The 12,945-nt window shown below is 43.9% G+C and carries 12 protein-coding genes; 6 read left to right on the plus strand and 6 right to left on the minus strand.

The window, feature by feature from the left end:
- The first annotated feature begins 10 nt into the window (after positions 1–10).
- From RM347_RS20425 to RM347_RS20445, 5 genes are all read left to right on the plus strand, one after another.
- On the plus strand, positions 11–151 hold the full coding sequence (locus RM347_RS20425; protein ID WP_322720166.1) for a hypothetical protein: 141 nt from the start codon (positions 11–13) through the stop codon (positions 149–151).
- Positions 152–446: 295 nt separating this feature from the next.
- On the plus strand, positions 447–1,943 hold the full coding sequence (locus tag RM347_RS20430; RefSeq protein ID WP_322720167.1) for a glycosyltransferase family 39 protein: 1,497 nt from the start codon (positions 447–449) through the stop codon (positions 1,941–1,943).
- Between the two features lie 104 nt (positions 1,944–2,047).
- Positions 2,048–3,193, plus strand: coding sequence for a 7,8-didemethyl-8-hydroxy-5-deazariboflavin synthase subunit CofH (gene cofH, locus RM347_RS20435; protein ID WP_416211923.1), 1,146 nt, complete (start codon positions 2,048–2,050; stop codon positions 3,191–3,193).
- 141 nt (positions 3,194–3,334) lie between these two features.
- Entirely contained in the window at positions 3,335–3,739 is a 405-nt protein-coding gene (gene psb27 / locus RM347_RS20440) for a photosystem II protein Psb27 (protein ID WP_322720168.1), read from the plus strand.
- A gap of 946 nt (positions 3,740–4,685) precedes the next feature.
- Positions 4,686–6,185, plus strand: a complete 1,500-nt coding sequence (locus tag RM347_RS20445; RefSeq protein WP_322720169.1) for a family 10 glycosylhydrolase — start codon at positions 4,686–4,688, stop codon at positions 6,183–6,185.
- Between the two features lie 107 nt (positions 6,186–6,292).
- Here the strand turns inward: RM347_RS20445 and RM347_RS20450 are convergent, their stop codons facing one another.
- The 3 genes from RM347_RS20450 to RM347_RS20460 form a co-directional block, all read right to left on the minus strand.
- The gene (locus RM347_RS20450) at positions 6,293–6,889 is read right to left on the minus strand and encodes a molybdenum cofactor guanylyltransferase (RefSeq protein WP_322720170.1); all 597 of its coding nucleotides are present in this window, start codon (positions 6,887–6,889) and stop codon (positions 6,293–6,295) included.
- Between the two features lie 45 nt (positions 6,890–6,934).
- Entirely contained in the window at positions 6,935–8,992 is a 2,058-nt protein-coding gene (locus RM347_RS20455; RefSeq protein ID WP_322720171.1) for a thioredoxin domain-containing protein, read from the minus strand.
- A 283-nt stretch (positions 8,993–9,275) separates the two neighbouring features.
- Positions 9,276–9,431, minus strand: a complete 156-nt coding sequence (locus tag RM347_RS20460) for a hypothetical protein (RefSeq protein ID WP_322720172.1) — start codon at positions 9,429–9,431, stop codon at positions 9,276–9,278.
- Between the two features lie 478 nt (positions 9,432–9,909).
- Here RM347_RS20460 and clpP point away from each other — a divergent pair, with 478 nt between their 5' ends.
- Entirely contained in the window at positions 9,910–10,521 is a 612-nt protein-coding gene (clpP, locus tag RM347_RS20465; RefSeq protein ID WP_069068590.1) for an ATP-dependent Clp endopeptidase proteolytic subunit ClpP, read from the plus strand.
- Between the two features lie 380 nt (positions 10,522–10,901).
- Here clpP and RM347_RS20470 read toward each other — a convergent pair whose 3' ends face one another.
- The 3 genes from RM347_RS20470 to RM347_RS20480 all read right to left on the minus strand — a co-directional run bounded on the left by RM347_RS20470 (position 10,902) and on the right by RM347_RS20480 (position 12,647).
- Positions 10,902–11,099, minus strand: coding sequence for a hypothetical protein (locus tag RM347_RS20470; RefSeq protein WP_416211924.1), 198 nt, complete (start codon positions 11,097–11,099; stop codon positions 10,902–10,904).
- 73 nt (positions 11,100–11,172) lie between these two features.
- Positions 11,173–12,063, minus strand: coding sequence for a hypothetical protein (locus RM347_RS20475; protein WP_322720173.1), 891 nt, complete (start codon positions 12,061–12,063; stop codon positions 11,173–11,175).
- Positions 12,064–12,497: 434 nt separating this feature from the next.
- Positions 12,498–12,647, minus strand: a complete 150-nt coding sequence (locus RM347_RS20480) for a hypothetical protein (RefSeq protein WP_322720174.1) — start codon at positions 12,645–12,647, stop codon at positions 12,498–12,500.
- Positions 12,648–12,945: the final 298 nt, after the last annotated feature.

The following is a 12,945-nucleotide window of genomic DNA, read 5'->3' on the forward strand; positions in this document are numbered from 1 at the left end:
GTGATTTCTGATGAAAAAAATATCTATGTTGGCGAGTTTCGACTTACCTCGGCTCCGCTACTTCGACGCCGCTCAGTACAAGTCGGCACAAGTCGCTCAACTCTCGACCATTCAGTTGGTTGAGCGAAGTCGAAACCAACGGCTATGGTAATTTTATTACTAGAATTCATCTTAATGCCTAACGACAGGCTGATGCCAGCAGGGAGAGGAATGGAAGCGGGGTTTTAAGAATAAGTCGTACATTGCGTGAATTCAGAGATTAATTTTAAATATTTAAAAACTGGTATAAAAACTGCTACTGTACTTCATGAACTTGCAATCTGCGGTAGAGTTCGATATTTATGATAAACAGACAATCAATACTTGCAAAATATTTTCCTCCTATTTGGCTAAGATTTTTACTTATTATTTTATTAATATTAGGAATATCTTTTCGTTTTGCCTATTTGGATCGAAAAGTCTATTCGCACGATGAAGCTTATACCTCACTACGAATTTCTGGTTACACTAAGACAGAATTTGTTCAACAAGTGTTTAATGGTCGCGTGTTTGCTGTTGGAAATATACAAAAATATCAACAGCCTAATTCTGAAAAAGCTTTAATCAATACAATCAACTCTTTGGCGGTGGAAGATGCCCAGCATCCTCCATTTTATTACGTGATGGTTAGATTATGGATGCAATTTTTTGGCAATTCAGTAGCGACTACGAGAAGCTTATCAGCCATAATTAGCCTGCTAGCCTTTCCTTGCATTTATTGGCTGTGCTTAGAATTATTTCAGTCACCCATAACGGCATGGATCAGCGTAGCTTTTCTAACAGTCTCGCCCTTCCATGTGCTGTACGCCCAGGAGGCCAGGGAGTTCGGTTTGTGGATGGTGACTACTTTGCTAGGGAGTGCTGCACTGCTGCGAGCAATAAGACTGCGTAGCAAGAAGCTTTGGGGGATTTATGCAGTAACAGTGGCACTAGGATTGTACACCTTTTTATTTTCTGGGTTGCTTGCGATCGCCTACGGTATTTATGTATTTGCCATTGAAGGCTTTCGATTCACCAAAACCGTTAAAGTTTATCTAATAGCAACTAGTGCCGGGTTTTTAGCTTTCGTTCCTTGGATTTTAACTGTTATTAATAGCTTGCCTGAAATTGCTCGCACAACAGCCAGCGCTCAAACCAGACAATCTATGTCAGCTTTGGCTTTTGGTTGGATTAGCAATATTAGCTGTTTATTTGCTGATTTTTGGCGCTACGAACCATTTTTTCCAGATTTGAATTTGCCAGTTTTGCGCTGGGGTCGATTTTTAATTCCCTTACTAGTAATCTTGGTAGTGTATTCATTCTTATTTCTTTATCATCAAGCAGGAAAACGAGTTTGGTTATTTATTTTTATCTTAAGTGGAGTACCTGCTTTAGCTGTCATATTGCCTGATTTGATTATTGGAGGAAAGGTTAGTCTGCGACCTAGATATGTCATTCCGTGTTATGTAGGCATTCAGCTAGCTGTTGCTTATTTACTGGCGGCTCAAATTATTTCTTCTAAGTTAATAGCCCGCAAATTTTGGCAATTAATAATGGTAGTAGTAATTTCCGCTGGTGTTGTATCTTGTGCCGTCAGTTCTCAAGCCGAGACATGGTGGAATAAAAGCAGCCATGCCAACCCTCAAATAGCTCGCATCATCAATAAAGCCAATGACCCACTATTAATTAGTAGTAATTATTCTCTAAACATTGGCGATTTAATGTCTCTCATTCATCTGCTAGATCGTAAAGTGCAGATGCAACTGGTAATTGAACCAAGTATGCCAAATATTCCTGATAGTTTCAGTGATGTATTTGTGTATAATCCTTCTCAAGAATTTAAATATGAGCTAGAGAAGAAATACAAACTAGCCGATGTTTTCCAGTATAGTAGGCTGTGGCGGCTAGAACAGAAAAGCAGCTAAATTTTATATAACTGAGATTCTCCTGAGCTTGGTGGATTTATTAAGTAAAATTTTATTATTTTCCAGATTATAAAATTAAGATTTACTGAGAACTTAAGAAATTTATGCTGACAAAAATTACTGTTGAAAAAATTCTTGAGCGTGCCTTGATGGGGTACGACTTATCTCTCGAAGAGGGAGTGGTGTTACTACAACAAACTGACCCGGAAGCGATCGCAGCAATACGTGATACATCCGACACACTCCGCCACACTCAAGCAGGCGATACAGTTACATACGTAATTAATCGTAATATCAACTTTACTAATATTTGTGAGCAGCACTGTAGTTTTTGTGCTTTCCGTCGAGATGATGGTGATGTCGGTGCATACTGGTTAGATTCAGCGCAAATTTTGGAAAAGGCGACAGATGCGGTGCAACGGGGTGCGACGGAAATCTGTATGCAGGGCGGATTAAATCCACAAGCGCAGATAAATGGTAAATCTTTGCCCTATTATCTCAAGGTCGTAGAAACCATTAAACAGGAATTTCCTCAGATACATCTCCATGCTTTCTCTCCCCAGGAAGTGCAATTTATCGCCAGACTTGACGAACTTGAGTATGCTGATGTCATTACCGCTTTGCGCGATGCTGGTGTTGGCTCAATGCCGGGAACAGCAGCTGAAGTATTAGACGATGAAGTAAGGCGGATACTGTGTCCAGAGAAGATTGACGCAGCCACTTGGCTAGAAATTGTCAGCACCGCTCATAAATTAGGCTTGCATACCACTAGCACCATGTTATCTGGGCATATTGAAACCCACGAGCAGCAAATTGGGCATTTAGAAAAATTGCGATCGCTCCAAAAAACCGCCATCAATGAGGGATATCCAGCAAGGATCACAGAGTTTATTTTATTACCCTTCGTTGGGCAAGAAGCGCCCAAATCCTTACGTCGCCGTGTCGGACGCGATCAACCAGTTTTGAGTGATGCACTACTGCTAGGAGCTGTGGCGCGGATTTACTTGGGTAATTGGATTCCCAACCATCAGCAAAGTTGGGTAAAACTGGGGCTTGCTGGTGCAACGGAAGCCTTAGTTTGGGGTTGCAACGATATCGGCGGCACATTGATGGAGGAGCATATTACCACAATGGCAGGTGCTTTGGGTGGTACATGTATGGAAGTGGAAACCTTGCAAGCTGCGATCGCTTCTTTAGGACGACCTTATCAACAACGGGATACTCTTTATCAAAAAGTTATTAGTCATTAGGCATTGGGGATTAGGAACTGGTTATTAATTCTTCTCCCCCTGCCCCCTGCCCCCTTGCTTCTTCCCCACTCCCCACTCAATTGATCCCCAAGATACCAATCCAAGATAGGATGGACGTTGATTTACGTATTCTTTTACTTAATGCATATGAAGCGCTATTGGTCGCGTTTGCTTGCGCTGGTTTTGGTTATATCTATCGGCTTAATGGGTTGTTCTGGCAGTCCAGATAGTTTGACTGGGGATTACCGCCAAGACACCTTAGCTGTGGTCAATGTTATGAGACAAGCTCTGGATGTTTCACAAGATTCACCAGACAAAGCAGCAGTTCAAGCAGAAGCGCGTCAAAAAATTAATGACTTTTCAGCTCGCTACCAGCGGGTTAACTCTGTTTCTGGACTTGGCTCCTTTACAACCATGCGAACAGCCCTCAACTCCTTGGCTGGACATTACAGTTCTTACCCAAATCGTCCCGTACCCGAAAAACTCAAAACTCGTTTAGAGAAGGAGTTACAGCAGGTAGAGACGGCGTTGAAGCGTGGCGGTTAGCTATTAACTATTGCCTACTCCATCGTCAAGAGTTAAGAGTCAAAACTTTTGACTCTTGACTGTTTTGTCAACTTCATAATAATCCTGAGTTTTAAATTTTTAACTAAACTGATTGACACTCTCTTAGCTAAAAGCCAGGGTGTTCCTGGTAAAGTTTTGCGTAAAAGCGCAGTGTTTTTGTTTTTTGCAGAGGAACGCATTAACAATGCAAGCTGACGCATTAACAGTGCGGCCGATGCATTAACAATGCAAGCCGACGCATTAACAGTGCAAGCTGATGCATTGGCGTTGAAGGTATTGCCAAATTTAATTCGCTATTAATGAAATTCTGTACTTAGTTCAACGAAGAGGCAGGGGGAAAGGGGCAGTTATTGCTGGGGGAAATGACCCCATCAGCAACTCGTTTGGCATGAAGTGGAGATGGTGCAACAGGTGGAGTGGTCACGAAGCTCTGTCGTTGGCGCAGCCTCTCCAAGAGTTGTGTCGAATCCTCATCTTTTCCATCCCCCTTGCTCCCTGCTCCCTTGCTTCTTCAAAAATCTTACTGGTTTTAACAAATTTTCACTAACTAAGGTAGAAGCAGAATCTACCCAATAGCATACTAAACTTGCTTTGTATTCAAGTGTTTTATACTGCCATTTATGCATTTATGCGTTTATAAAAGAATACGGCAACAGTAATAGCCCTTTGGGAGTCTTGAAAGAATAGGTTTTAAAACCCTTAGTAGTTAACTATATAATTTGATACAAGTTGCCCACAATTATCTGAGTTGGGGTCGATGATTAACCTAAATTAAAGGGTTTAAGACCTGCAACGTCAACACGTAGCTCGGAGGCGGAGTGGCTCCGACTCTGCTCAGTTCCCCTGCGGGATCTTGCTACAGTCTGAGTTTAAATCCCCGTCTGAAACTCTTTTGAATTTTGAATTTGTTCATCTACTGGTAGGTATGTCTAACCGTCCCTTGAACGTTGCAAGATCAACATTATTTTGGCGGCGTCTATTCGCTGTTGTTTTCACTAGTAGTTCATTGCTCCCCAACTTTGGGGGCGAGCCAGCAAGAGCGCAAGTAACTGAGTATTGTCAGTTATCATCAGCGGCGGCGCAAGAAAAAGAAAACTTACGTTTGTCAGCCTTCAAAGGCAATCAAAATGCTCAAACGCGCTACCAAAACATACTAAAAGAACAGGCACAGGAATTAAAAGAGTGCCGCACTCGGACTTGGCCGCAAACCCAAGCCCTCTGGTTGCGCTTGTATCCCTGTGACATTCAGCCAGGAATAATTGATCAGGTTATGGATCGGATTGTTAACCGTGGCTATAACCAAGTTTATTTGGAAGTATTTTACGATGGGCAGGTATTATTGCCAGCAAAAGCTAACCCGACGGTTTGGCCTTCTGTGATTCGCACCCCAGGAGCAGAAAATATCGATATACTCGCCACAGCAATTAAAAAAGGTCGGCAACGTGGTTTGAAGGTCTACGCCTGGATGTTTACCACAAATTTCGGCTATACTTACGCCCAGCGCCGAGATAGAGAAGGAGCGATCGCTCGTAATGGCAAAGGTCAAACGAGTTTATATGTCGTAGATAACGGCTCTCAATTATTTATCGATCCCTACAACCCGCAAGCAAAACGCGACTACTACCAATTGGTACAAGAAGTTTTGCGCCGTCGTCCAGATGGTTTGTTATTGGACTACGTGCGCTATCCCCGCCAAGCTGGAAGTGATTCCATCGCCACCAAAGTTTCAGATTTATGGCTATTTAGTCCGGCAATCCAAGAAGCTTTATTTAAACGGGCACAGAATTATAAAGGGCTGGACTTGATTCGCCGCTTTTTGAGGAAGGGATTCGTCACTGGTGGAGATATAACCGAAGTCGATAAACTTTATCCCCAGGAAGGGGAACCTCTCTGGCAAGGACGCATTCCCCCATCAGCGCAAAAGTCAATCCTGTCTGCAACTGATAGACAACCACTTTTACAATGGGAGTTGTGGCAGCTTGCCGTTGCCCACGCTATGCAAGGAATTCTAGATTTTGTCACCATAGCTAGTTACCCAGCAAAGCAGCAAGGCATTCCCACGGGAGTGGTGTTTTTCCCTGATGGTAACCAAACTGTAGGACAAGGGTATGATTCCCGTTTGCAACCTTGGGATCGCTTCCCGACTACATTGGAGTGGCATCCTATGGCTTATGGGAATTGCAATAATGTTAGTTGTATTGTGACGCAAGTGCAGCGGGTTTTGAGTATGACAAAACCTGGTACTCAAGTGATTCCAGCTTTAGCCGGCAAATGGGGAGAATCCGTCAGTAATCGTCCATCCCTAGAAGCGCAAATGCAGGCACTTCGCAAATTCTCACCCCAACTGAAGGGAGTTAGCCATTTCGCCTATTCTTGGCAATATCCTCAGAACGATAACGATCGCAAATTCTGCCGCACTCGGTAAGCAGCAGAGAATTTTACTTTATTCACTACCGCTACACTAGTACCAAGCGACTGGCGAGACTTTCTGCTGAATCCCCCACTAAATTCTCCCAGTCCCCAGTCCCTAATTCAACTTAAAGCCAAGTCCTCTGGTGTATTACAGTTAAACAGCATTTCTGATTCTGCTAAGGGCAAAACTTCTACCGGATATTGCCGAAGCCACTGTTGAAACGATCGCCCCCCTTGGTTGATAAACTCTGAGAGTTGTGGCAGACAGCGACGGCGATAGAAACCACACAGGGGTTCCCAGCCTTTTGGATGATGAGCTAAAGCTGCGATCGCATTATCCCCCACGCTATCAAGTCTAGTTATCCAATCTTGCAATACCTCAAGCCGCAACCTCGGCAAATCGCAAGCTAGCAGGAGTACCCATTCTGTCTCTACTTGGGCTAGTCCTTGGGCAAAACCAACTAGAGGCCCGTGGGCTAGAGATTCTCCAGATAAAGGTACTTCCCGAATGAACTGACAACCAGACAAAAGCAAGTCTTGATAGCGTTCTGGCCAGGGAGTGACTATATAAATAGTATCGGCACAGCTTTGAGCAATCCCATAAACTCGCTGCAACAAAGGCAATCCTTGAATAGGAATCAAGGCTTTATCTTGACCCATGCGAGAACTCTTACCGCCAGCTAAGACAATTGCTGTTAATTTACTACGGGTCGTCATTCTCACTTCACCTAATTCATGGTTATGCGTCTGATGTCGCCAAAATTATCCTCTATTTTGACTTTGCTGCACTTGCCGCAATAAATGCTCTACATTTGCTGCTGGTGCAAGGCACTTCAAACCTTGGCAAACTAACCCAACGCTTCCCTCCGGTAAATCAGATGTTACGGCAAAAACAGCCGTCGGCAAATACTTGGGGATCAAAGAGTTTATTTGCTCAGTTGTGCTGCGAATCAAGGTAGAGTTACGATACCAATCCAAAGCTGTAAACAAGCTGGGACAAGCTTGAGGAGCGCGATGCATCACACTTCTAAAAGCTTTTAAGCCAAGTTCCGCTAAATCCAAATAATCTAGATTATCAGTGAGTAGGGCGAGACGGACAAGGTTAGCGATCGCAATTCCATTAGCTGATGGTGTGGCATTATCAGCATAACTGCGCTCTCTGACAATTAAATCTTGACTAGAATCACTTGATGTGTTATTATAACCACCTAACTCCACACTCCAGAGAAATTCGTTGAATTCATCTTGGATAGCGATCGCTTTTTCTAACCATTGTTTCTGCTCAGGGTTGGAAGCTTGTAAATCTAAGAGAGCTTTGATAAAAAAGGCGTAATCTTCAGACTGCGCTAACACAGTCGGTTCTCCTTGATAGTTGAGTCGTTGGAAACGCCCATCTACAAATTGATTTTCCAAGATAAAATTCGCCGCTCGGGTTGCTAATTCCAGATATAACGGTTCTTGGAAAACTCCAGCAGCCTTAGCCAGCCCAGAAATCATCAAGCTATTCCAGGCGACAATCATCTTCGTATCTGTAACTGAAGGAATGCGACCTGGCCAGTTAGCGGTTTTTGCTTCCTGGTTGTTACGAGCAGGGGGAAAAGTTTCTAAAGACTCAGAACTAACGCCATAGCGGGCTGTAAACAGCTTGCTCAGTGCCGTTTCCAGCATTACACCCAGTTGACCTGAATGGCGTCTTTGCAAAACATTACGTCCTTCAAAGTTGCCATTAGGCGTCACCGTAAATTGCTGTTCTAATTCCGTTAATTCTTCAGGTGTTAACAGTTGTTGTAGCTCGCTGTAACTCCAGACATAAAAGGCTCCTTCTTCTGGTTCAACTGCCGTAGGAACAGTAAAGCTGTCGGCATCTTGAGCAGCATAGAAGTAACCTTCGGGTGCGGTCATTTCCCGCTTCAGCCATTGTACAGTACCAGCAACTGCTCTCTCAAACGCTAGTTCTTGTATTCCTGTACTCCATAAATTTGCTATATACTCCACAATTTGTCCATTGTCGTAGAGCATCTTTTCAAAGTGGGGTACTGTCCAAGTAGGGTCAACAGTATAGCGATGAAAGCCACCACCCACATGGTCATAAATGCCTCCCAGTACTAAATCTAGTCCCCGCTGGGTGCAAACTTGCTTGCCATCAGAGCGAGATTCAAAATTAAATCGAGTTCCCCGCAGTGCTAATTCTGTATAGGGAATCATTGGAAAACTGTTGCCAGATTGACTAGGAGTAATTATGCCTGTACTGGTTTCCCAACCTTGGCGGAGTAATTCATAGTCTTCAAGCTCAGTTGTTGTACCGTCTTGCAACACCGCAGACGTGAGCAGAGACTCAATAATTAAGGCTTTGCGTTGCTGTAAATCTTCTTTTTCTGTATCGTAATAACGGCGAAGGGCTTGCAACACCTGCAAAAATCCCGGACGACCATAGCGCGGGTCTACAGGGAAATAAGTACCAGCGTAAAACGGCACTAAATCTTCTGGGGAAAGAAAAATATTCAAAGGCCAACCCCCTTGACCGCTCATCATCTGCAAAGCCTGCATGTAGATGCTATCGAGGTCAGGTCTTTCTTCCCTGTCTACTTTGATGGGAAGATAATTGGCATTCATGTAATCAGCGATCGCAGTATCAGAAAAAGCCTCGCCTTCCATGACAGTACACCAGTGGCAGCTAGAGTAGCCAATGGAGAGAAAAATTGGTTTATTTTGTGCCCTTGCAGTTGCAAGTGCTTCGTCACACCAAGGCCACCAATCAATGGGGTTTTCGGCGTGTTTGCGGAGATAGAGGCTCTTAGCTTCAGCAAGGCGATTAGTCATGATCAAATGCAAGTAGTTGCCTTCTTTGCTCAGTCTACCCTGTTCCCAGGAGTGTTAGCCTAGACGGCTATGTACATAAGCAAGAAACCCTACAAGCGAACTATCCCTTGGGTAGGAGGTAATAGTGCATGTTTTTGATATCGCCTAAGTAAGTTGGTGTAAAAAACTCCCGGTTTATAGTCAGCGGTTTAGCGCTAAAGTGCTGACTAAAAGGCAATCATCTTTATTTAGTTGGGTTTATTTGCCCTGACTTACTTATACCTGTGCAACTTATAAAACATTCTTACTGAAAAGAACGCAATAGCAAGCTAACAATATTTGGTGATGTTTCTGGCGCAGGTGATGCTGTCTTTGAATGAATTAAAGTATTTGGGCTAAGTCCTGCTATCAGGTGGAGCAAGAAGGTGATGATGGCGGCTTGTACAAGTTTTTCCAGCATGGCACGTCTCTCTCTGAGTGGATAGCATTTCAAGTAGGACTGGTTATTCTAAATACACCTCGTACTATCGATTTACCGAATCTAACAAAAATAACTTGATAATTGCTGAGGGAAATCCTAAAAAAATGTTTAAAATGTTACTGAAAATGAACATAATTCCCTAAGCAAGTCGGATTTCGGTTCTCGGTTTAATCACCACATCGCCAAGGTTGTGCAGCAAAGGCCGAAACATGAGATTGGTGAGAGTTGGGGTTTTTTGATATCTTCTTCCCTAAATCGGGATATTCTCTCAGACAGCTTTTGTCGCTAAAAAGTGCCCTTAAGGGTTGAATCTATTGCAAAATGTGCTTTTACTCCCTTGTTAGATAAGACAGAATGGAAAAGATATACTTCTATCTACCTGGGAACGGTAGAGATCAACCCCAGTTTCGTGCTGTCACCGATAAAATGTATTTAAAGTAGCCACAAACACGCTTCCATGATTCCTATCGTTATTGAACAATCGGGTCGAGGTGAACGCGCCTTTGACATCTACTCACGGCTGTTACGTGAGCGCATCATCTTTTTGGGACAACAAGTTGATAACAACATTGCTAACTTGATTGTTGCCCAACTGCTGTATTTGGATGCTGAAGACCCGGAGAAAGACATTTATATGTACATCAATTCTCCCGGTGGTTCGGTGACGGCTGGTATGGGCATTTTTGACACTATGAAACATATTCGCCCGGATGTCTGTACAATTTGTACCGGATTGGCGGCGAGTATGGGCGCTTTCCTCCTCAGCGCTGGTGCTAAGGGTAAACGGATGAGTTTACCTCATTCTCGGATTATGATTCATCAACCTTTAGGCGGTGCTCAAGGACAGGCGACTGATATTGAAATTCAGGCGCGGGAAATTCTGTACCACAAGCGGCGGCTAAATGACTATTTGGCTGAACATACAGGTCAACCAATTGAGCGCATTGCTGAAGATACTGAACGTGACTTCTTTATGTCGCCAGAGGAAGCCAGGGAATACGGTTTGATTGACCAAGTGATTGACCGTCACGCTGCTGGTAGCCGCCCAGCAGTTGCTGCTGTTAATTAATACTCACAATTGGTAGATGGTGATTTACCACTTTTAATTCCCTTAAACCCTAAAAATAACCCCTCTTCAGTTATGAAGAGGGGTTATTTGACTTAAAAACCTTTATATCATGTCCGGTAAATTAGTTGTGATATGTCATTGCGTTCGCCCCTGGCGTTCCCAAAGGGTACGGAACGAAGTGCAGTGTTCGCAAAGCGTCTTGTGTTTAACCGCAATACGGTTCAGTTAAGGGCTAATTGTACAAAATCGTGGGTTTTCGAGACGCGATAAATCGCCGTCTCTACAAGTGTTTTGGTATTATCTGAACTATATATCTGAACTATATTGGGTTTAACCGGACATGATATTAGAAGTTCAAAACTCGATTTAGAAGTTGGAAATCAAAATCCCGCTAACGGGTCTGGCTGAGATTGGAGATATTGGAGGAAGTCTAATAATTGTACTTTTGTCAGCAAAGCACGCGATCGCTTCCGATAATTTTTTATCAGATGTTCCCGTCCCTGGTCTATTGTCCACCCAAGTCGCTGTATTTCGATATCTGTTTGAGCAATTACTTCAGAAAAATTCACAGGTTCCATAGCTTCGTTACTGTTTCAAGAGCCTACGTTATTAGTCATTAGTCATTTGTAAGGACTAATGACTAATGACTAATCAAAATCCCGCTAACGGGTCTGGCTCAGATTGCAGGAATTTGAGGAATCCGTGCAATTCTTCTTCAGTCAGCAAAGTGCGCCCACGCTTGCCGTAGGTTTTAATCAGATGCTCCCGTCCCTGTTCTGGTGTCCAACCTAAACGCTGAAGTTCGACATCTGTTTTAGCAATTACATCCGATAAATCAACTGGTTCAGCTTTCTTCTTTCTCTTTCCTGTTACTGAAGGGGTAGCGACATCCTCTTGAGGGCTGTAACTCCGAGGTGTAAATGGTGTGACATTATTGGCAGAAATTGCTGGAAAGGTTTGATTTTCCACTTGGTTATCAAAGGTTATTTCCAATTTTTCAACTGGAGGATCAAATTCTAGCTCCCGATTAGCGGGAACAGGAAAGTTTTGACTTAAATCCTGGCTATAGCTATCGCTTGCTAGGGGCGCAGTATTGCTGTACTCGTACTGTTCGTTACTGCTTGTTACTACTTCTGGCTTGATGCTCCGCCCTTTGGAAGGCGGTATAGATATTTCTTTATCACTGACTACTGACCACTGACTACCAACAAAATCTCCATCTTTTGCAGAGGAGTAGGCAGCAGGCTCATTTAATCCACTTTTGGTATTTAAAGGAGGGTTTAGCTGTGTCGGGGAAATTGGATTTGAGGCAAATGCTACTGTTTCCTGTGGTGTCGCATTTGTAATACCCAAAACTATCAGCGCCCTAGTTCTGGCTTGGTCTTCTGCTGCTTCTACTGTTTCTGCCGCTGCCATACCCGTAGCACGGGTTACGCCTTCAATTTGCACGCTTGCCCGAACAATATATTTTCCTTGAAAAATTTGCACTAATTCAGAAATCAGACTGCCCGTGGGATACAAGCTCTGGAATTGAGCCAACATAATACTGCTACCAATCTAAATCTTTTGGGGACTGGGGACTAGGGACTGGGGACTAGGGACTGAGGAAGAATTATTTTAATCCTAATCCCTAATCCCTAATACCCAATCCCCAGTCCCTTTTAAGTAATATTCTTGCTTTGCCTTGTGTCCCAATTGTAGCAGTAGCTCTTTTTTGACGAAATTTTACGTTAGTGCTAACTTACCTGGTAGTCTTGCCTGCAATGCTATACTGATTACCCAACTCATTATCTAGAACTATTTTCTGGAAGTGTGCTCTAAATCTACAATAATGGAGATAAGGTTCGCCCTCACTGCTTATTAAGCTGCTCACCTAATTGTTACCGATTCTACATGTGGGAAAATTGGGTTCACGGCAGTTCCTCCTAGTTAAAAATCAGAGTCTAATGGCGTAAAATTACCTTCATTCTAGACAATCAAACACCTGTACTTTCCACGCCACTTGCTCCACTTGGGGAAACCCCAAGACCCTTCGGGTTCGGCAGTCCCCCAGACGCTCGTTCGCCCTTGGCGTCTCCCTTTGGGAGAAGACTCGCTAACGCTGCGCTATCGACGGGAACCGCCATCGCGCTTCGCGTCTCCCCTTCTCCCAAAGGGAGAGGCTAACGCCAAGGGAGAAGACGGGGGCTGCCTCACCGCAGTGGCTCCCCTGCATAGCGCTTTTGGGCAGTATGGATTCTCTAAACCCAGCTTCTCAAAAACCCGTCGCGTAATTACCTAGCGGGGCTAAATTTTAATCAGGCGTGCAATCTTAAGTTTGGTTAGGTGAAGGAACTTGAACGCAGGCGAATTCTGAGAGCATCTTGCAGTGAGAAGTTCGTAGACGCCCAGAGTTGTCCGTGGGTCGGCTTCCTTTGCTCGGAA

The organism is Nostoc sp. ChiQUE02 (genome assembly GCF_034531305.2).
Taxonomy (GTDB): domain Bacteria; phylum Cyanobacteriota; class Cyanobacteriia; order Cyanobacteriales; family Nostocaceae; genus Nostoc.